Source organism: Bacteroidota bacterium (assembly GCA_016714535.1).
Taxonomy (GTDB): Bacteria; Bacteroidota; Bacteroidia; order AKYH767-A; family OLB10; genus JADKFV01.
Genome location: JADKDR010000002.1, coordinates 151,992 through 172,727, shown reverse-complemented (window position 1 = coordinate 172,727; position 20,736 = coordinate 151,992). Strand labels below are relative to the sequence as shown.

Sequence of the window (20,736 nt, the reverse complement as noted above, 5' to 3'; positions counted from 1 at the left end):
CCTGTTAATAAGTTCTATTTTCAAAACCAGCTTAGCACTTATTGCATGTTTATTACTCTAAAATTTGGCCATGAGGTATGTTTTAGAGGTCATTTCCATGGACAATCTCACCAGCTTTATAATGGCATTTTTTGCATGTTAAAAGTACTTTTTAAATTTGTTTTTTTGGCAATTTTCAAAATTATCCATAAAAAAAGCCCTCTCCAAAGCGGAGAGGGCTTCTCAATTTTATAGGTCAAATACCTATTATCCTGATATTAAACTGCCTGTTTTAAGCAGGTTGGTTTAGGCAGGCAGGGCCTGGCAACGCACGCTTAGTCTACTACCAATCGCTCTACGCGGCTAAAGCCTTTGGCAGAAACCCTTATAAGATATGTGCCCGGTGCAAAACTCTGTACATTAAGTTCTAAGCGGTTACGTCCTTCGGCTACACTTATTGCCCTATCGTAAACCAATGAACCCAACATGTTATACACCTGCAAAGTACCTTCGCTGGTTTTCAAATGCATCGAAGTCTACTATGGTAAAGTTATCGGTTGGATTTGGATATACTCCTAAAGAACCAAACTGTTCATTGCCCTCGCGCGTGCATGTAAAAGACACCGGCTTTTGGGCCGTGCTACTTCCTGAACATACCGATACCGAATTAGCTTTCACCTTGGATTACTCCATTAATGTAACCCCACTTAACGGTAATAGAAGTTGTTCCCTGACCGCTTATTAAGGTGCTACCCGGAACAACCGTCCATGTATAGCTGGTGGCTCCGGTTATTGGAGCAATGGTATATGTTCTTATTGAGTCAGGACATGCCCAGTTTAATCCTGAAATTACAGGAGTTGGCAGCTTGCCACCTACAAAGTATGAACGTACGTTGCTGCTTCCGCAAATGTTATTTGCCTTTACGGTAATAAATCCGCTACCGGTAAATGTATTGCCAAAGTGTACGGTTATGCTGTTGGTCCCTGCCCGCTTACTAATGTACCTCCGGTAGGGTACGGTCCAGGTATATGAGGTTGCTCCGGCTACTACCGAACATGTATAAAACCAGGTTCTTACGTCCGCACACTCCATTTTGCAAACCCGCTTATTGTTGGCATGGCAGGCTTGTTTGGTACAACGGTTACCAATACGCTGCGTGGGCCGCTGGTACCACATTGCCCGCTGTTACCGTTACATTGCCTGTAACCGCTGAATTGCTATAGAAGATGGTTGCATTGGTTGTTCCCTGACCACCGGTAACTGTTGCTCCGGCAGGAGCGGTCCAGGTATAGGTTGATGCACCGGGTACAGCAGCTACGCTATACGATTGAGTAGTGTTGCGACATACCAACGTTGGGCCTGTTACAGCACCCGGCATTGCCGGTATTGCAAGGGTATGTGTAATGGTAGCTGAGGCCGTGGCAGTACATCCATTGGCATCGGTTACCGTTACGGTATATGTTCCGCTTATAAGGCCAGTCGCTGTTGCCGTAGTCTGACCATCACTCCACATATAACTATACGCCATGGTGCCTCCGGCTGGGTTGGCAGCTATGCTACCATCGCTTCCTCCAAGGCAAGTAACATTGGTAGGTGTTAACGAAACGGTTAATAATGCCGGCTCGGTTACGGTATATTCGCAGGTAGCTGTACATCCATTGGCATCTGTTACGGTTACTGTGTAGGTTCCCGCCATTAAGCCTGTTTGCGAAGCATCTGTACCTAAATTGCTCCATAGGTAGGAGTAAGCAGCGGTGCCGCCTCCAGCAACTACGCTAGCGCTTCCATCAGTACCTGCGTTACATGATACGTTGGTGCCTGAGCAAGTGGCAGTTAGAGCTGTCGGCTCGGTCACTATATATTCACATGTTGTGATGCATACATTGGCATCTGTTACGGTTACTGTATAGGTGCCTGCTACTAAGCCGGTTTGGCTTGCATCTGTTCCACCATTGCTCCACACATAACCGTATGGGCTTGTACCACCACTTGCTATTACGCTTGCTGAGCCATCAGTTCCGCCATTACATGATACATTGGTACCCGAGCAGCTTGCCATAAGTGCTGCAGGCTCGGTTACTGTATATTCACATGTTGCTGTACATCCATTGGCATCAGTTACCGTTACTTTATATGTTCCAGCTGTTAAACCGGTTATTGCTGCGGTGGTTGCACTATTGTTCCATAAGTAAGCATAGGGCGAAGTGCCTCCACTTTCTGTTACACTTGCACTGCCATCACTACCTCCATTACATGTTACATTGGTGCCCGAACAAGTGGAAGTTAATAATGCAGGCTCGGTTAGTGTATAAGAACATGTACCTGTATTACCAAAAAAATCAGTTACGGTTACTGTATATGTTCCTGCTGCTAAGCCTGTTTGGCTTGCATCAGTTCCGCCATTACTCCATAAGTAAGTATAAGGCATCATACCACCTGATTGGGTTACTGAAGCCGAGCCATCTGAACCGCCATTACAACTTACGTTGGTACCCGAACAGGTAGCTATTATCACTACCGGATCTACTACCGTATATGAACAATTGCCGGTGCAACCATTTACATCAGTCACCGTTACGGTATATGTACCAGCTATTAAGCCGGTTTGACTTGTGGTTGTATTACCATTACTCCATAAATAGGTGTAACCCGGTGTTCCACCACTTGCTACTACGCTGGCTGTTCCATCAGAACCTCCTATGGAAGTTGTACCGGTGCCACTGCAAGCGGCAGCGACTGCTGTAGGCTCTGTCACTGTATAACTACATGTTGCTGTACATCCGTTAGCATCTGTTACTGTTACAGTATATGCTCCTGCTGTTAATCCTGTTTGGCTTGCATCGGTGCTGCCATTGCTCCATAGATACGTATATCCCGGTGTACCATCTGTTGCAGTAACCGTTGCTGTGCCATTGCTGGCGCCATTACATACAAGATTTGTTCCACTACATGAGGCTGTTAACGCTGCTGGCTCTGTTACGGTATATGAACATGTTGCTATACATCCGTTTGCATCTGTTACGGTTACCGTATATGTTCCTGCCGACAATCCGGTTGCACTTGCATCTGTTGCTGAATTGCTCCATACATACGTGTAAGGAGAAGTACCATTTGCCACTGTTACCGTTGCGCTGCCAGTGCTACCTCCATTACACAGAACATTTGTTCCACTGCATGAGGCTGTTAACGCTGCTGGCTCTGTTACGGTATATGAACATGTTGCTATTGCACCACAAGCGTCATTTACTGCAACAGTATACGTACCGGCAGCTAATCCTGTTATGCTTGCATCTGTTGCTGAATTGCTCCATACATACGTGTAAGGAGAAGTACCATTTGCCGCTGTTACCGTTGCGCTGCCGGTGCTACCTCCATTACACAGAACATTTGTTCCACTGCATGAGGCTGTTAACGCTGCTGGCTCTGTTACGGTATATGAACATGTTGCTATTGCACCACAAGCGTCATTTACTGCAACAGTATACGTACCGGCAGCTAATCCTGTTATGCTTGACATTTGTTGATCCGTTGCTCCATGCGTAAGTATAAGGTGATGTACCTCCTGCTGCAACTACTGATGCGCTACCGTCACTAAAACCGTTACATGTTACATTTGTTCCGCTGCATGTAGCGGCTAAAGATGCCGGCTGCGTAATTGTTACCGAAGCTGATGCTGTACAGCCATTATGATCAGTAACTGTTGCTGTATATGTTCCGGCTGCTAGTCCAGTAGCTGTAGCTGTTGTTTGTCCGTTAGACCACATATAAGTATTATAAGGTAAATGTCCGCCAGATGCAGTAAGAGTTGCTGAACCAGTACTGGCACCGTTGCAAGTAACATTTATAGTTCCTGTTATTGTACCGATAAGCTGTGCAGGTGATCCAACCTGGGCTGTGCCAGTAATTGTACAACCATTAGCATCAGTAACAGTAACCGTATAAGTACCTACTGCAAGACCTGTAACAGTTGAAGTTGCAGCACCAGTATTCCATAAATAAGAATAAACCGGTGTACCACCTCCTGCAGTTGCCGTTACTGAACCATTACTGTCTCCAAAGCAATTAACATCCTGATGAGAAGTCGATAACGTTAGTGCTGTAGGTTCAGTCACGGTATATGAACATGTAGCTATACAACCGTTAGCATCTGTTACAGTTACTGTATATGTGCCTGCTATTAATGCAGTTTGACTTGCATCGGTACCACCATTGCTCCACAAATATGTAAAAGTATTTGTACCGCCACTTGCTGATACACTTGCTGTGCCAATGGCACCTCCAAAACATACATTGTTTGTTCCTGAGCAGCCAGCAACTATTGCTGCAGGCTGAGTTACTGAATATTCGCAAGTTGCTGTGCATCCATTGGCATCGGTAACGGTTACGGTATAGGTTCCTGCCATTAAGCCTGTTATTGATGCATTTGATCCTGTATTACTCCATACGTATGTGTAAGGCGAAGTACCGCCTGTTGGAGCTGATATAGCCGAACCATCGCTTCCTCCACTGCACGATACATTTGTACCGCTGCAATTGCCCACTAATAAGGCAGGCTCAGTTACGGTATAACTGCAGGTTGCTGTACATCCGTTAGCATCTGTTACCGTTACAGTATATGTACCGGCTACTAAACCTGTTTGGCTTGCATCTGTACCACTATTGCTCCATACGTACGTGTAAGGCGAAGTACCGCCTGATGGGGCTGACATGGCTGTGCCATTGCTACCACCATTACACGATACATTTGTACCGCTGCAATTGCCCACTAATAAAGCAGGCTCAGTTACGGTATAACTGCATGTGCCAGTGCAACCATTTGCATCTGTTACTGTTACGGTATACGTACCTGCTACTAAACCTGTTTGGCTTGCATCTGTACCACTATTACTCCATAGATATGAATATCCCGGTGTGCCAGCTGAGGCACTTACCGATGCTGTGCCATTGCTGCCGCCATTGCAACTTACGTTAGTTCCATTGCAAACTGCGTTTACTGTAGTTACATTTATAGTAATAGTAGCAGTACCTGTACATCCGTTTGAAAGTGTTCCGGTAACGGTATAAGTAGTTGTTACTGATGGACTAGCCACCGGAGTAGCACATGTAGTGCAACTCAAACCTGCTGCAGGTGCCCAAGAATAAGTATTAAGTGGACCAACAGAATTTGAACTAAATGAAACCGTAATAGTTTGAGTAGGTCCACCGCAGGTAGCAGTATTTACACCACCTGAATTGGATCCCACCAGATTTGGACGCACATTATAACCCGGACTTGTACAAGAGCATGAAGTTCCATCGGCACTTAATTCAACAGCACCACCACCGCATCCGCTGCCGCAGGCTAATCCCACAACCCAGGTATTGGCACCATCAAGAGCGCTAAAGGTTGTAGCATTTTTTAATGCATTGGCAATTGCTTGAACTGTTGCAGGAGTGGTAGCTGTTCTGCCTATTGGGTCAAATGTACCTGACATGGCACACGAGGTATAAGGTGCCGGAACCAATGAGGCTCTAAATGCATCCCATGTAGCACACTGTGCCGGTGTTGTTACTCCACCCACAAGTGTTTCAACCCAACTTAGTGTGTTGCTTGTGCCTTGAGTAGCACTTAACGTTGACGATGCTCCATTACAAATGGTGGTAGCTGTAGCTGCGGTAGTGATAGCAGTAGAATTAACACCAACAACTACTGTAGCAGATGCCGAGCAGTTTGCCGGAATTAAATCTGTAACCGTAACGGTATAGGTTCCAGGGCCAGCACTGATAGATTGAGTGGTTTCACTGGTGCTCCATAAATAAGATACGGCCCCGTTATTTGAAGCAGCAGTTGCCGTAAGTGTAGAAACGCCACCCGGGCATACTGATGTAGGGCTTGCTGCTGCCGATGCTGTAATTAAACAAGGCGGTGCGCAAAGTCCGGTGTAGGTAACAGCCAAACTAAAACCTGTAGAGGTAACACTGCCATCGGAGGTGAAACCAACAGTAAGAATTTGACCCGGTAATCCGGTATAATTTATTGTGCCAGATCCTGATACAGGCCCGAACAATATGGTACCACCAGTGCCTACACCATTATATATGGTTATAAAATCAAAACTAGCTTCAGTACTGTATGTGCCATTTATATTAATGGCTGCAGTGCCACCACTAAGTAAGGTGGTAGAACCATTTGCATTACTATTATAGGCAACACCACATCCTGCATGTGAACATAAGGTAACGTTGGTGCCGCATGGATTGGTATTGGATCCGGTAAACGGAACCAATAAATTTGGTGGTAAACATGACCCCGTATAAGTAACGGCTAAATTGTAACCTGTAGATGTTACACTACCATCAGAAGTAAACCGCACAGTAAGTGTTTGGCCTGGTAAACCGGTATAATTTATAGTTCCTGAACCTGAAACCGGTCCAAAAAGTATAGCACCACCTGTACCTGAACCGGCATAAATGGTTATAAAATCAAAACTAGATTCAGTACTGTACGTTCCGTTAATATTAATTACTGCCGAGTTGGCCGCATTAATTATGGTATGTCCATCAACACTATTACTATAAGTTACACCGCAACCGGCATGTGTACAAAGGGTTGTGTTGGTGCCGCAAGCAATAGAGTTAGACCCGGTAAAGGGTGTGAGTAAGGTAATGACAGGCAGCGCTGTCGTAGTTCCGGTAATATCACGGCAAGAATTGGCAGTGCCACAAGCAGAGTTTGTATTTACGTGAACATAAATGGTTCCGGTAACAGTTGAAACCCATGATAAAGGTTGTGTACCTGATGCAACTATAGGTCCAGCAGGACTACCGGTGTGAATAGTAAGATAATCAGTACCAATAGTAGAGGTAAAGTTATAGGTAGTACCTGTAACAGCGCCATTCCATGTACCATATTCTCCAGCAAAGTTACAACCTATAGTAGCAGCACCGTTAAGTGCGCCAGATAATGTTGCAGTGCCAAAAGCACTACCATTAGTACAGCCAGCTACAAAAATTGCTGTCGTAGTTCCTGTTATATCGCGGCAAGAATTGGCAGTACCACAAGAAGGGTTTGTACTTACATGCACATAAATAGTACCGGTAACGGTTGATACCCATGACAAGGGTTGTGTACCAAATGCTATGGCAGGTCCACCAGGCGCTGCACTAATGGTAAGGTAATCTGTACCTATTGTAGAGGTAAAGTTATACGTATTACCGGTAACAGCACTATTCCAGGTACCATATTCTCCACCAAAGTTACAGCCTATTGTAGCAGAACCGCTAACTGTAGCTGAAAGTGTAGCTGTACCAAAAGCGCTGCCTTGAATACATTGTGCATTAGCTGTGTTGTTAAACAAGCCGCTAACCAGTAGCAGGCAGGTCAACACAAATGTTGAAGTCCAGCGAGCATGCGCTGGTGAATTCGAAGTGTAAATTCTTTGATTCATAATTATTGATTTTAGATTTATTATTTGTATTATTTAAATGTGAAATGATGTTAAATAGAAAGGGGAAGCAAAGTTCGAACTGTCTTCTGGTGGGTGGTCCTTGTTAAAGTACCGCGTCTTCCTGAAAAAAGTAATTTTGCTACAATTTACGAAATCAAAATACTTTCTGTTTTTTGACATTCTGTTTCTTGACGTTAAGAAAATGGAGAAATTATTATCTGTTGGGATATCGTGCAAGGTAGACGAATTTTTGAGTGTATGTTTACACATCCTCCATTATTTCATAATCCATTGATTTTCAAAACAAAAAAAAGTTAACTGACTTGGATTTTTCGGGTAATAACAATTTTTAGAACCGAAACTTGCCGGAAGATGACTGATTTTGAAAAAAGCTGCTTATGCCGAAACAACAAGAAATTTCTATTTTCTATGCACCGATAAATGCGGCTTTAATGAGAATTCATCCTTTTCTGTATTAATAATTTATTTAGTCTCAGAAAACTTTTTGCTAAGCTTTACCACCACACTCGAAATTTTTTCTAAAAACCGTGTTGCATTGAACACCTTTCATTCTTACCACCCGACATCAATAAAAAAGCTGACAATTATTTGCCGGCTTTTTTGTTTAATTTGCTATTCAACAGAAACATACTCCACCATCAACTTCTTTATTCTTGTAAATCCATTAAATAAAACTTTTAGGTAAAATATTCCTTTAGCAAAATTAGAAATATTGACAAGGAATATATTTTCGCCTTCCTCCAAACTTACTTCTTGCGCAAAAACTTGTTTGCCAATTGCATCGTATACGGTTATGGTCGCATTTCCATCGGCAAAACCATCAAACTGCAATGTGGTTGTTTTGCTTTCCAGGTTTGGATAAAATGTAATTTCTGAAATATCAAAGTTCGAGTTTGCTTCTTTAGAGGCAAATCAAATTCTGGCAGTGTTTTTAGGTAACTTATAAAGATCATGTCATAAAAAAAGCCCTCTCCAAAGTGGAGAGGGCTTCTGAATTTTATAGGTCAAATACCTATTATCCTGATATTAAACTGCCTGTTTTAAGCAGGTTGGTTTAGGCAGGCAGGGCCTGGCAACGCACGCTTAGTCTACTACCAATCGCTCTACGCGGCTAAAGCCTTTGGCAGAAACCCTTATAAGATATGTGCCCGGTGCAAAACTCTGTACATTAAGTTCTAAGCGGTTACGTCCTTCGGCTACACTTATTGCCCTATCGTAAACCAATGAACCCAACATGTTATACACCTGCAAGGTACCTTCGCTGGTTTCAAATGCATCGAAGTCTACTATGGTAAAGTTATCGGTTGGATTTGGATATACTCCTAAAGAACCAAACTGTTCATTGCCCTCGCGCGTGCATGTAAAAGACACCGGCTTTTGGGCCGTGCTACTTCCTGAACATACCGATACCGAATTAGCTTTCACCTTGATTACTCCATTAATGTAACCCCACTTAACGGTAATAGAAGTTGTTCCCTGACCGCTTATTAAGGTGCTACCCGGAACAACCGTCCATGTATAGCTGGTGGCTCCGGTTATTGGAGCAATGGTATATGTTCTTATTGAGTCAGGACATGTCCAGTTTAAGCCTGAAATTACAGGAGTTGGTAGCTTGCCACCTACAAAGTATGAACGTACGTTGCTGCTTCCGCAAATGTTATTTGCCTTTACGGTAATAAATCCGCTACCGGTAAATGTATTGCCAAAGTGTACGGTTATGCTGTTGGTTCCCTGCCCGCTTACTAATGTACCTCCGGTAGGTACGGTCCAGGTATATGAGGTTGCTCCGGCTACTACCGAACATGTATAAACCAGGTTCTTACGTCCGCACACTCCATTTTGCAAACCGCTTATTGTTGGCATGGCAGGCTTGTTTGGTACAACGGTTACCAATACGCTACGTGGGCCGCTGGTACCACACACATTGCCCGCTGTTACCGTTACATTGCCTGTAACCGCTGAATTGCTATAGAAGATGGTTGCATTGGTTGTTCCCTGACCACCGGTAACGGTTGCTCCGGCAGGAGCGGTCCAGGTATAGGTTGATGCACCGGGTACAGCAGCTACGCTATACGATTGAGTAGTGTTGCGACATACCAACGTTGGGCCTGTTACAGCACCCGGCATTGCCGGTATTGCAAGGGTATGTGTAATGGTAGCTGAGGCCGTGGCAGTACATCCATTGGCATCGGTTACCGTTACGGTATATGTTCCACTCATCAAACCAGATGCCATGGCATCGGTTTGTGCATTGCTCCACAAATATGTATACACAGGTGTGCCACCGGTAACCGTAGCGTTGATGGCTCCATCACTGCCTCCAAGGCAGGTAACATTGGTTGGTGTTAAGCTTATTTGTACTAAAGCCGGTTCAGCAACCAGGTAACAACAAGAAGCGGTGCAACCATTGGCATCCGTTACAGTAACACAATAGTTACCAGCACTAAGTCCGGTAATCGAGCTATTGGTATCACCATTACTCCATGAATAGGTATAATTTAATACGCCACCTGATGCTGTTACAGAAGCAGTGCCATCATTAGCACCAAAGCATGTTATATCCATACCGGAACAACTTGCCGTTAGTAAAGCTGGTTCATTAACTGTGAAAGAACCGGTATTAATACATCCATTGCAATCAGTAACGGTAACGGTATATGTTCCTGCAGAAAGACCTGTGGCATTCTGGTTAGTGGTGCCATTAGACCAACTATACAAGTAGGCATTAGCCATAGTAATGCTAACACCTGACACGCCCGGTGCAAACGAAGCGATATTAGCATAGGTGAATGTGCGCGGGGTAGTAAATGTACTTGTGAGCAAACTGTAGGTGCCTGAAGCCTGAATTACGGTATCAGTCTTGGAGTCTAAGGCAAGGAAAGCAACAGATTGTAATTTACCTCCACTGTAATGATCATTGACAGGTAATTGATAACCGGTAGTACCACCGGGTAAGGCAGCTCCACCGATAACTGAACCAAAAAATAATGCATCTGCAGGCACAGTTGAAGGTGTTAATGCGCTTAGTGGCTGATTAAATACTGCAACAGCATCAGCACTGGTACCACCATTGCCAAGTACCCCTGTGGCATTAGCAAGGCCCAATCCATTGTCACCTGCCGTGGTTGCGGTGTTTATATGTCTCAATCGGTTGCTTACAGGAACCATAGAAGATCCCCCAACGTAATAAACCGAGCCGGCAGTTGCAGTACCTGAATTTATATCGAAACCATAGGTTACGCCTCCGCCTTGTATCCATCCATTGGCATTGGCATTTCCATTATTGGCAAATACAACTGAATACGGAGTTACACTAAAGTCAATATCTTTTACTGCAACCAATTCAACAAATTCAAATGGAGAATCATTTCCGTTTGGATTTGGGAAAATTTTAGAAATAACTAACCCGGGTGCATTTTCGCCACATGGTGTTCCTCCTGAAGGTGATAGTGTAATTGCTCCGGTTGTATCACCGTTGCAAAGAACATCGGATACTGTTCCACTCAAAGTGATTGTGGTTGGCTCAGATAAGGTAACCATGGCAGTTAACGAACATCCATTAATATCCGCAGCCATAACTGTGTATGTGCCAGCGGCTACTCCGCTTATATCTTCGGTAGTGGCGCCATTGCTCCAAGTATACGTAAAGGCCGGTGTACCATTGGTAATCATCAAATCAACTGCTCCTGTGCCATTACCATTGCAAGTAAGGTTAGTTCCGGCAACTGTTCCATTCAGTATTAATTTAGAATGTACGGTAAACTCTTGCGACTTTGTACATCCGTTACAATCTGTAACGGTTACAGTATATATTCCGGGATTTAATCCTGAAATGTTTTGGGTAGTTGCACCGGTTGACCATACATAGGTGTAAGGATCAGATGCTCCTACAAGCAATACATTTGAATTACCCGGTGTAAACGATGCACTATTTGCAAAAGTTCTATTTGCTGTAAATGCATCCAGAATAGGGTTGAAGGTACCAGTGGCAACCGTGTATTGTGCAGAAACCGGATCAAGAGCAAAGAACTTGGACGAATCTAAAAATCCGCCTGCGTATTTATCATTAACCGGAAGCATGTAGCCGGCTGTGCCCGAACTTACCATGGCACTGCCAATGGCAGTGCCATAAAAAATGGCGTCTATTGGTTGCACGGTTGGTGTGATGGTAGCAACAGTACCCTGAAATATAGCTATACCATCAGCCGATGAGCCACCATTACCAAATACACCCGCGGTTGCCTGCAAGTTTCCTAATCCTCCATCGCCACCCGTGTTGGTAATGTTTATTGAACGTAGAATATTGGATGTAATTCCACTATTACTCATTTGTGTGCCACCTACATAATAAACTCCTCCTTGCACCGCGGTGCCGGATGTTATCTGAAATGCATAGGTGATAGTGCTGCCACGCTTCCAACCTAAGTTGGTGGCTGTACCATTATTAGCAACAATAACTGTATACGGAGTAACGCTAAAGTCAATATTACGAGTAGCTATTAATTCAACAAACTCTTGAGCGGCATCATTACCGGAAGGGTTTGCAAAATATTTAGAAATCAACAGACCACGCGAATTATTGGCACAAGGTGTACCTCCGGCTGTATTTATCTGTATAGCACCATTTGCATCGCCTGCACAAGTTGCGGAGTCAACAGTAGCGGTTACCAGGATTTCCGTTGGTTCAGTAATTTCTGTAGAACAGGTTGCTGTACAACCATTTGCATCGGTTACTGTTACGGTATACGTTCCAGCTCCTATAGAAGGTTGATCTTCATCCGTTACTCCATTACTCCAAAGGTAAGTATACATGGCTGTTCCTCCAGTAACAGAAATATCTATAAAGCTATTTCCTCCGAAGCAAAATGCGGGTTCTGAATAACAAGAAACAACCAAGGCTGAAGCAGGCTCAGTAACTGTATAACTGCATGCAGCGGTACAACCATTTGCATCTGTTACCGTTACCGTATACGAACCAGCTATCAATCCGGTGATACTTGCATCGGTGGCTGAGTTGCTCCATGCATATGCATAGGGCGATGTACCTCCAAGTGCAGAAACTGAGGCACTTCCATCACTACCTCCGCTGCATGAAACATTGGTGCCGGAGCAGGTAGCAGATAAAATAACAGGTTCAGTTACTGTGTATGAACAAGTTGATATACAACTATTGGCATCTGTTACTGTTACGTTATACGTGCCGGCTGCCAACCCTGTTATGCTTGCATCTGTTGATGCATTGCTCCATAAGTATGTGTATGGTGATGTGCCATCTGCTGCCGTAACTGATACGCTGCCGGTGTTACCACCGTTGCATGCAACATTGGTTCCGCTGCAGGTAGCTGTTAAAATAACAGGTTCAGTTACTGTGTATGAACAAGTTGATATGCAACTATTGGCATCTGTTACTGTTACGTTATACGTGCCGGCTGCCAACCCTGTTATGCTTGCATCTGTTGATGCATTGCTCCATAAGTATGTGTATGGTGATGTGCCATCTGCTGCCGTAACTGATACGCTGCCGGTGTTACCACCGTTGCATGCAACATTGGTTCCGCTGCAGGTAGCAGTTAAAATAACAGGTTCAGTTACTGTGTATGAACAAGTTGCAATGCAACTATTGACATCCGTTACAGTTACTGTATACGTTCCTGCGGATAACCCTGTTATTGAAGCATCTGTTGATGCATTACTCCATAAGTATGTGTATGGTGATGTGCCTCCACCTGCTGTAACTGATGCGCTGCCGTTATTACCACCGTTGCATGAAACATTGATTCCGCTGCAGGTAGCTGTTAAAATAGCAGGTTCAGTTACGGTGTATGAACACGTTGCAATGCAACTATTGGCATCCGTTACAGTCACCGTATACGTTCCTGCGGATAACCCTGTTATAGAAGCATCTGTTGATGCATTACTCCATAAGTATATGTATGGTGATGTGCCTCCACCTGCTGTAACTGATGCGCTGCCGTTATTACCACCGTTGCATGAAACATTGGCACCACTGCACATTGCTGTTAACATAGCTGGTTCCGTTACGGTGTATGAACACATTCGTATTGCCATTATTCCACAAATATGAATAAGCAGATGTGCCGCCTGATGAATTTACTGAAGCGGAACCATTAATTCCGCCCAGGCACGTAACATTTGTACCTGAACATGTTGCTGTAATCGGGATATTGGTATACGAATAATTATTGCCACTATTATCATCATACCTTAATGCAGCCAAAAAACGATTTTGTTCGCTATCAGTATTTAATTGTGCCAAGCTGCGCGTGGATGTGAAGACATAAAAATAGACGGTTGTGCTGCAAGTTTGAGCAGGAATAGTTGCGGTCCACGAAGTGCCGGAACCTGTTGCTTCAACCACTGATGTGGATGCTGTAAAATCATTCGTTCCAACACGATATCGAACAAAAACGCCCTCGCCACTTGATGGGGTTGCACTAGTTGAAACTGATAATTGGGCATTGTGAGTTATGGAATTATAACTCAACGAAGAGTAGTTACAGGTAACAGGAGCGTTAAGCGTATACCCTACAAAAAAATTGCTGTTTACATATCCGGCATCTCTAAAGTTAAAATGATAATAACCGCTGGTACCCATATTTAAGCCCATATCCTGACCGCCTAATTGTAAAACAACATCATTATATGCATTAAGGGCTCCCTGGCCGATACCATTGAAGTTCCATTTGTTTTGAAAGCGATTGGATAAAGGACCGCTTATAAGCAGCCATCCAGCACCTCCACCTCCCGGCATATTATCAGGAGCTATGTCTCCACCGGCATTTTGCACATTAATGGTTGTACTCCATTGGCCTCTGCCATCTGCAGGGTTAGCTGTGGTGGTTGACAATTTCCGATATACAGTAGTGCGATAGTCACTATTGTATGGTGTGGTAGAATAACCATTGGGCCTACCTACCCATTGCACAGGTTCACTAGAGTATACGTTTTGTGCGTAAGAATCTACCGCGATTAAAACCATAGACATAAAGGCTGCAATGCGAAAGATTGACTTGCAACCACCTAATAAATTAAAAAAGTAAAGTTTGAATTGTTCATCTTATTTGGTTTTTTATATTGTATTTACCTGTTTAATAAATGCTTCGTTATTTCAGAATGAAATATCAAAATAATAAATGCACTCCATTTATTTTGAATCCATTCTATAAAACAACAAAAAATACGATTGAAGGAGTAAAATCTAAATGCAAATAAAACATTTTTGTGTAATAAATATTCTATGCTTAATAATTTAATAATAACAAGATAATTATCATATTTTGAAAAAAAGAACCAAGGCACTTATCAACCTGCTAATTTTCCACTACCATAAAAGCTAAGACAACATTCGAGCAGCTATAAACTAGTCATATTGGTCTTGGATTATCCAACCCATCTTGCAGTAAAAGACAAAAAAAATGAGCGTCATAAATGACGCTCATTTCAGAAATTCATATTCAATTACACTCTTTAATTGACAACCATTCTGGCCACTTGGGTGGTTCCTTTGCAAGATACCTTAACAATATAACAACCTGCTGCAAATTGTGTAGCATCAAGGTTTATGCGGTTTAAGCCTTCATTAACTGATAATGGATTAAACATAACCTGCTCACCCAAAATATTAAACACCTGCATTGCTCCTTCTCCGCTTTCAAATGCGTCAAAATCAATCGTTGTGAGTCCATTGGTTGGGTTAGGGTAAATTCCTATTCCGCTTAGCAATTCATTACCCTCACGACAAGTAAATGAAACCGGGTGAAGTGAATTAGGGCTGGTACTACATACTGAAACAGAATTGGCCTTAACTTTAATAACACCATTTATATGTCCCCAATTTACAACTATCGAAGTTGTTCCTTGCCCGCTAACCAATATGCTACCAGGTACAACGGTCCACGTATAGCTAGTGGCCCCGGCAATCGGTGCGCATGAGTAGGTTACCCCGGTTTGAAACTTACAAGTATAGTTGGCTCCTGAAATAACCGGTGTTTGCAATTTACCATATACTGCATACGAACGTACATTACTACTTCCACATATATTGTTAGCTGTTACAGTAATAAAACCACTACCTGTAAATGTATTGCCAAAGTGTACTAGTATGCTGTTGGTTCCCTGGCCGCTTGCTAATGTTGCTCCTGTAGGAACGGTCCATGTATAAGATGTAGCTCCTGCTACAACCGAACATGTGTAAACCAGGTTCTTACGTCCGCACACTCCATTTTGCAAACCGGTTACGGTTGGCATGGCAGGTTTGTTTGGTACAACGGTTACCAATACGCTACGTGGGCCGCTGGTGCCACACACATTGCCCGCTGTTACCGTTACATTGCCTGTAACCGCTGAATTGCTATAGAAGATGGTTGCATTGGTTGTTCCCTGACCACCGGTAACTGTTGCTCCGGCAGGGGCTGTCCAGGTATAGGTTGATGCACCGGGTACAGCAGCTATGCTATACGATTGTGTAGTGTTGCGACATACCAACGTTGGGCCTGTTATAGCACCCGGCATTGCCGGTATTACAAGGGTATGTGTGATGGTAGCTTAAGCCGTGGCGTACATCCATTGGCATCAGTTACCGTTACGGTATATGTTCCGCTTATAAGGCCTGTGGCTGTTGCCGTAGTCTGTTCATTGCTCCACATATAACTATTCGCCATGGTGCCTCCCGCTGGGTTGGCAGCTATGCTACCATCGCTTCCTCCAAGGCAAGTAACATTGGTAGGTGTTAACGAAACGGTTAATACTGCCGGCTCGGTTATGGTATATTCGCAGGTAGCTGTGCATCCATTGGCATCTGTTACGGTTATGGTCGCATTTCCATCGGCAAAACCATCAAACTGCAATGTGGTTGTTTTGCTTTCCAGGTTTGGATAAAATGTAATTTCTGAAATATCAAAGTTCGAGTTTGCTTCTTTAGAGGCACTCTAAGCGTAGTGTCAATTCTGCACCTTGCTTATTAATAGAATAAATACTATAAGATTATTCTAACAGTTTAAAAAAAAACGGTTAAATACAAATGTGGAAGTAATGTATTTCTTGATTAATAATTCAGGGATTATACTATTGCCGATTGCCTTGTAAATTAAATTTACTTGAAGAAACATTATTACCATGTTTGATTCGTAATAAATAAACTCCGGGAGCTTTATCTAAAAAATCAAGTTGAACCTCTGCTATTTCTGTTGTCAATTCTTCTATTAAATTACCATGGATAGAAAAAACTGAAACACGTGTGCCTGGTTTCAGATTATCAATATTCAGCGTGAAGTTATTTTGTTCTGAAGGCCAATTTATTACTCCTGCCAATGATGAATTTTCTTCAATAGCTGAATTAAGCAACACTGTGCAATTAGCAGGAATAGTTCCAGACAAACCATCGGGGCACAGCAACAGGTTTGACATAAAAATAAGCATACTAAGATTGCAAGGATAAGCCGCACCTGCCTGTGTAGGTATACCTGTGGCTACCAAATCGAAATCGAGCGGTTGCGTGGGTGCAGCGGTGGAAAAATAATATATTGAAAAAATAAAATTGCTTCCGCTAATCTTAACGGAGTCACCAATTGCAAGTGTATCGTTGCCCGGCAGTACAAACATGCTGTTGGCATCGGCCGATTTTACAACTAACGAAAACTGAACACCCGGTACCGATGGTACATTTAATGTCCAATTTACCGAAGGGTTAGGATAACACCCATCTAATGCCGCATAGCCTAACGCTGAAGGAAGAATTAACTGATTAACCGGTTGGCCAACCACCCACTGTTGTGCAGAAACACCTGATACTTTTATTACAATTGCTAATAGGAGTAGAATTTTTTTCATTTGCTAAAATTAATTTTCGCAAATATCAGGTAATCATTTTCACTGCCTGTAGTTGCTTTGCCACGCTATACAGTTAATCGGATTTACTTTTATACTTTTGCAACATAGAAGTTAGATGCCATGAATAAAGACCTGCAATTTGAAATAACCTATGTAGTATATGCTGCTCCTGCAATTGTTTTTGAGGCAATTGTAAATGCTGAAAAAATTAGGGAATGGGGAGGTGGCGATAGTTTACTGGAGCTAAAAGAAGGCGGTAAGTTTATGCTTTTTGATAATTGGGTAACCGGTGAAGTACAGGCTTTTACAAAAAATAAAATGCTTAAACATACCTGGAAGCCCAACACATGGAGCAAGAAAGCTGAACCAAGTGTGGTTACGTATAATTTTGCTGCTCACCCCTCGGGCTGCGAAATAAGATTAACACATGAAAATTTTCCTAACCAAAAAGAAATGCTGAGTCATCAGGATGGTTGGATAGATAATGTATTTGAGCCCTTAAACGATTGGGTGATCGAACAACGTTGAATCAGCTGAAAAGCATCCACTTTTTTTTTCGGGCAACCCAAACACCCAAAAAGCAACCTAAGGCATCAAATACAAAATCGTAAATATCAGCACTGCGGCCTTCAATGAGGGTGCCTTGCATAACTTCGAGGGCACCACCATAACATGAGCTAATAGCGATAGCAGTTAAGATTCTGTTTTTGAATATTGGATGAGTGGGATTAAGTACCTCTAAATTACGAATGAAAAGTATAGTGAGTATAGCAAAAACAGCAGCGTGAACTACCTTATCAAAACTGAGCAGTTCGAGCCACCATATTTTGGGAAGTTCTTTACCGGGCATGAGGCACAACACCAATATTAACATTGCCCAAAGTAGGGTAGTATAAAAATTACTACGATTGAAAAGCTTTGCTAACAAGGCAATAGCAACTAAGCCCCAATCAAGGAAGTATAAGCCTCTGCAGCAAGCAGATGAGGAACTTCGTCAGCATTGGTTATTCTGATTTTAATCATCCACCCGGCACCATAAGGATCTTTGTTTACCGATTCAGGGTTTCCCTGCAAATCCGGATTAATCTCAAGCACCTCGCCCGACAATGGCATAAATAAATCAGAAACCGTTTTTACTGCCTCTACGGTACCGAATATGGTGTCTTTATCAAGCGTTTCGCCAACGGTTTCAATTTCCACATAAACAATATCGCCCAACTCGCTTTGCGCAAAGTGTGTAATACCTATGGTGGCTACATCGCCCTCTATTCGAACCCATTCGTGCTCTTTGGTGTATTTTAATTCGGCCGGATAACTCATATGTGATATTTTTTTATTGAATTTATTACCTGCGAATGAAATAATTTTTTTCTGATGCCGCGCTATCATCAAATTATTTTTTTGGAAAAAAGAGATACCCTGATTCAGGCAAGATAAAAAAACGTATTCTTGTTTTTTAAAAAAATAATAGAAATAAAACGATGCGCTCAACTATTTCGGCAACGGCACTGTGTATGTTGTTAACAGTGACCATATATGCTCAAAATCTGGTGCTTAATCCAAGCTTCGAAACACTGTCGCCATGCCCCTTGGGGCCGGGCGAATTGATTAATGCTCAGGATTGGGATGATGTAAACTCTGGAGCTGACTCCACCTCATCGCCTGATTTATATGCTGCCTGCTCGTGGCAGATAGGCGGAGTTAATAGTCCCAATGCCTTGTTGGGCTATCAACCTTCGCGCACCGGTGTGGCACATGCCGGCATTATCCCCTATGAAGCAATTGCCTTGTTTGGATGCCTTAGCCTTGGCAGCAGTGAATACCGTGAGTATATACGAGGCACACTATTGTCAACCCTGCAGGCAGGGCAGTCTTACGAAGTGAGTTTTTATGTTAGCCTTGCTAATGGTGCTAAGTTTGCCGTTAGTGACTTTGGTGTATATTTTTCGCCAACACCCATACAACAAAATTTTGGAACACAGCCCGGGGTATTGCAGGTAGCTCCTCAATTAACTTACACCGGAGGTTTGCTAAGCGATACTGCACAATGGGTAAAGCTGCAATGGAACTATGTAGCCACCGGCAACGAAAATTATTTTGTAATCGGCAATTTTAAAAATGACGCGAATACAAACTGGCAATGCGTAAATCCAAACTCATTCTTTCCTTATTGCTATTATTTTATTGATGATGTGAGTGTGCAGTCGTTAACGAGCGCAGCGCCATTAGCAAACCTGAGTAGCAGCGATACCGTTTTTTGCGAAAAACAAAGTATCGATTTCTTTGATTTAAGCACCAATTCGCCAACAAGCTGGGAATGGACCTTTACCGGTGCGGCACCTGCAAGTTCTACTTTGCAAAATCCAACTGGTATTTATTATCCCGGATATGGAAGTTTTGATGTGCAACTTATTGCATGCAATGGTGCTGGTTGCGATACTGCTACCTTCTCACAATTTATTACGGAGTATCCTAATCCACCGGCACCCATTATCAGCATAAATGGCTCACAATATTGCTCGACACCGGCAGTGAGTTATTCGTGGTACAATACCATCAACCTCACCCAAGTGCTTTCGACTACGCAATGCTTTGCACCTACCGTGCCGGGCAATTACTTTGTTCTTATAAGTGATAGTAATGGTTGCAGCACCCCTTCATCTACCGTAATTTTTTCGAGCCTCGAAAACAATATTACCAAAAACGGAATAGCTGCATGGGTTGCTAACGATAAAATATTGGTAACAAACACGGCAGGAAAAATAAGGATAGAACTATATTCAATTGATGCAAAACTTCTTTATCGCAGCGTAGAAAACGCAGGCAGATTTCAACTGGATAAAATAAATTACCCTGTATTTCTTTTAATAAGTAATGAGCAAGGAATTTTGTACAAACAAATTATGTATTAACCCAAACTTATTGGCTAAGTAAGAAACAAGTGGAATAAAAAATATTTACTCGGTGGCAGTTGACAAGGCTTGCAAATCTTTATCAAACATAAACAAGCCGCTCTTCTCCTTGCCTATTAATCTTAACTTATCAAGCAGGGTGCGCGCCAGATTTTCTTCTTCTATTTGCTCGGCTACATACCATTGCAAAAAATTATGTGTAGCGAAGTCTTTTTCATGAAGACATACATCTACCAGTTTATTTATTTCTGAGGATACATGAATTTCATGCTTTAATACTTGCTCAAATACTTCCTCTATAATTGATGTGGCACATCTTTAATGGCAGGTACTTTTGCTTCGCCTCCACGCTCATTTATAAACTTAAATAACTTAAGCATGTGCAATCGCTCTTCATCGCTATGATGATATAAGAAAGCCGAAGTGCCGTGAAAGCCCTGAATTTCGGCCCACGATGCCATAGCCAAATATACATTGGACGAGTGTCCTTCTAAATGAACCTGCTGATTGAGCAGGGCGCTTAATTTTTTTGATAACATATTTTTTC

At 42.8% G+C, this 20,736-nt stretch carries 15 protein-coding genes and 1 pseudogene; 2 read left to right on the top strand and 14 right to left on the bottom strand.

Going from position 1 to position 20,736, the window contains the following annotated elements:
* Window positions 1-314 precede the first annotated feature (314 nt).
* The 11 genes from IPO27_03935 to IPO27_03885 all read right to left on the bottom strand — a co-directional run bounded on the left by IPO27_03935 (window position 315) and on the right by IPO27_03885 (window position 17,277).
* On the bottom strand, window positions 315-509 hold the full coding sequence (locus IPO27_03935; GenBank protein MBK8845746.1) for a T9SS type A sorting domain-containing protein: 195 nt from the start codon (window positions 507-509) through the stop codon (window positions 315-317).
* Complete coding sequence (locus tag IPO27_03930) at window positions 469-657, bottom strand: hypothetical protein (protein MBK8845745.1); 189 nt, start codon at window positions 655-657, stop codon at window positions 469-471. The genes IPO27_03935 and IPO27_03930 overlap by 41 nt, the downstream gene beginning before the upstream one ends.
* A complete protein-coding gene (locus tag IPO27_03925) occupies window positions 647-1,156 on the bottom strand; it encodes a hypothetical protein (GenBank protein ID MBK8845744.1) in 510 nt (169 codons plus the stop codon). Before IPO27_03925 ends, IPO27_03930 begins: the two co-directional genes overlap by 11 nt.
* Window positions 1,122-3,497 carry a SprB repeat-containing protein gene (locus IPO27_03920; protein ID MBK8845743.1) on the bottom strand — a complete coding sequence of 792 codons (2,376 nt, stop codon included), beginning with the start codon at window positions 3,495-3,497 and terminating at the stop codon, window positions 1,122-1,124. Before IPO27_03920 ends, IPO27_03925 begins: the two co-directional genes overlap by 35 nt.
* Complete coding sequence (locus IPO27_03915) at window positions 3,445-7,407, bottom strand: hypothetical protein (protein MBK8845742.1); 3,963 nt, start codon at window positions 7,405-7,407, stop codon at window positions 3,445-3,447. Before IPO27_03915 ends, IPO27_03920 begins: the two co-directional genes overlap by 53 nt.
* Before the next feature lie 633 nt (window positions 7,408-8,040).
* Complete coding sequence (locus IPO27_03910) at window positions 8,041-8,259, bottom strand: T9SS type A sorting domain-containing protein (GenBank protein ID MBK8845741.1); 219 nt, start codon at window positions 8,257-8,259, stop codon at window positions 8,041-8,043.
* A 252-nt stretch (window positions 8,260-8,511) separates the two neighbouring features.
* Window positions 8,512-13,497, bottom strand: a complete 4,986-nt coding sequence (locus tag IPO27_03905) for a T9SS type A sorting domain-containing protein (protein MBK8845740.1) — start codon at window positions 13,495-13,497, stop codon at window positions 8,512-8,514.
* Entirely contained in the window at window positions 13,406-14,428 is a 1,023-nt protein-coding gene (locus IPO27_03900; protein MBK8845739.1) for a SprB repeat-containing protein, read from the bottom strand. Before IPO27_03900 ends, IPO27_03905 begins: the two co-directional genes overlap by 92 nt.
* 488 nt (window positions 14,429-14,916) lie before the next feature.
* Window positions 14,917-15,960 (bottom strand): T9SS type A sorting domain-containing protein, encoded by a 1,044-nt coding sequence (locus IPO27_03895; protein ID MBK8845738.1) that lies wholly within the window; start codon window positions 15,958-15,960, stop codon window positions 14,917-14,919.
* 8 nt (window positions 15,961-15,968) lie between these two features.
* Window positions 15,969-16,295 (bottom strand): SprB repeat-containing protein, encoded by a 327-nt coding sequence (locus tag IPO27_03890; protein MBK8845737.1) that lies wholly within the window; start codon window positions 16,293-16,295, stop codon window positions 15,969-15,971.
* A 217-nt stretch (window positions 16,296-16,512) separates the two neighbouring features.
* Window positions 16,513-17,277 carry a T9SS type A sorting domain-containing protein gene (locus IPO27_03885; protein ID MBK8845736.1) on the bottom strand — a complete coding sequence of 255 codons (765 nt, stop codon included), beginning with the start codon at window positions 17,275-17,277 and terminating at the stop codon, window positions 16,513-16,515.
* A gap of 120 nt (window positions 17,278-17,397) precedes the next feature.
* Here IPO27_03885 and IPO27_03880 point away from each other — a divergent pair, with 120 nt between their 5' ends.
* Window positions 17,398-17,805: an SRPBCC domain-containing protein gene (locus tag IPO27_03880; GenBank protein MBK8845735.1), complete on the top strand. Its 408-nt coding sequence runs from the start codon at window positions 17,398-17,400 to the stop codon at window positions 17,803-17,805.
* Between the two features lies 1 nt (window position 17,806).
* On the opposite strand, the gene IPO27_03875 is transcribed toward IPO27_03880, so the two are convergent.
* Together IPO27_03875 and gcvH are read right to left on the bottom strand one after the other, a co-directional pair.
* On the bottom strand, window positions 17,807-18,205 hold the full coding sequence (locus IPO27_03875; GenBank protein ID MBK8845734.1) for a VanZ family protein: 399 nt from the start codon (window positions 18,203-18,205) through the stop codon (window positions 17,807-17,809).
* Between the two features lie 11 nt (window positions 18,206-18,216).
* Window positions 18,217-18,597: a glycine cleavage system protein GcvH gene (gene gcvH / locus IPO27_03870; protein MBK8845733.1), complete on the bottom strand. Its 381-nt coding sequence runs from the start codon at window positions 18,595-18,597 to the stop codon at window positions 18,217-18,219.
* Window positions 18,598-18,758: 161 nt separating this feature from the next.
* Here gcvH and IPO27_03865 point away from each other — a divergent pair, with 161 nt between their 5' ends.
* Window positions 18,759-20,189, top strand: coding sequence for a hypothetical protein (locus tag IPO27_03865; GenBank protein ID MBK8845732.1), 1,431 nt, complete (start codon window positions 18,759-18,761; stop codon window positions 20,187-20,189).
* A gap of 45 nt (window positions 20,190-20,234) precedes the next feature.
* On the opposite strand, the pseudogene IPO27_03860 reads toward IPO27_03865, so the two are convergent.
* Window positions 20,235-20,728, bottom strand: a pseudogene (locus IPO27_03860) (ferritin).
* Window positions 20,729-20,736 lie beyond the last annotated feature (8 nt).

Coding starts and splice junctions, on each gene's coding strand:
- IPO27_03900 (MBK8845739.1), bottom strand. CDS start 14,428: ATGGTTTTAATCGCGGTAGATTCTTACGCACAAAACGTATACTCTAGT.
- gcvH (MBK8845733.1), bottom strand. CDS start 18,597: ATGAGTTATCCGGCCGAATTAAAATACACCAAAGAGCACGAATGGGTT.
- IPO27_03920 (MBK8845743.1), bottom strand. CDS start 3,497: ATGTCAAGCATAACAGGATTAGCTGCCGGTACGTATACTGTTGCAGTA.
- IPO27_03915 (MBK8845742.1), bottom strand. CDS start 7,407: ATGAATCAAAGAATTTACACTTCGAATTCACCAGCGCATGCTCGCTGG.
- IPO27_03865 (MBK8845732.1), top strand. CDS start 18,759: ATGCGCTCAACTATTTCGGCAACGGCACTGTGTATGTTGTTAACAGTG.
- IPO27_03895 (MBK8845738.1), bottom strand. CDS start 15,960: ATGCCGGGTGCTATAACAGGCCCAACGTTGGTATGTCGCAACACTACA.
- IPO27_03925 (MBK8845744.1), bottom strand. CDS start 1,156: ATGTGGTACCAGCGGCCCACGCAGCGTATTGGTAACCGTTGTACCAAA.
- IPO27_03880 (MBK8845735.1), top strand. CDS start 17,398: ATGAATAAAGACCTGCAATTTGAAATAACCTATGTAGTATATGCTGCT.
- IPO27_03935 (MBK8845746.1), bottom strand. CDS start 509: ATGCATTTGAAAACCAGCGAAGGTACTTTGCAGGTGTATAACATGTTG.
- IPO27_03905 (MBK8845740.1), bottom strand. CDS start 13,497: ATGGCAATACGAATGTGTTCATACACCGTAACGGAACCAGCTATGTTA.
- IPO27_03885 (MBK8845736.1), bottom strand. CDS start 17,277: ATGAAAAAAATTCTACTCCTATTAGCAATTGTAATAAAAGTATCAGGT.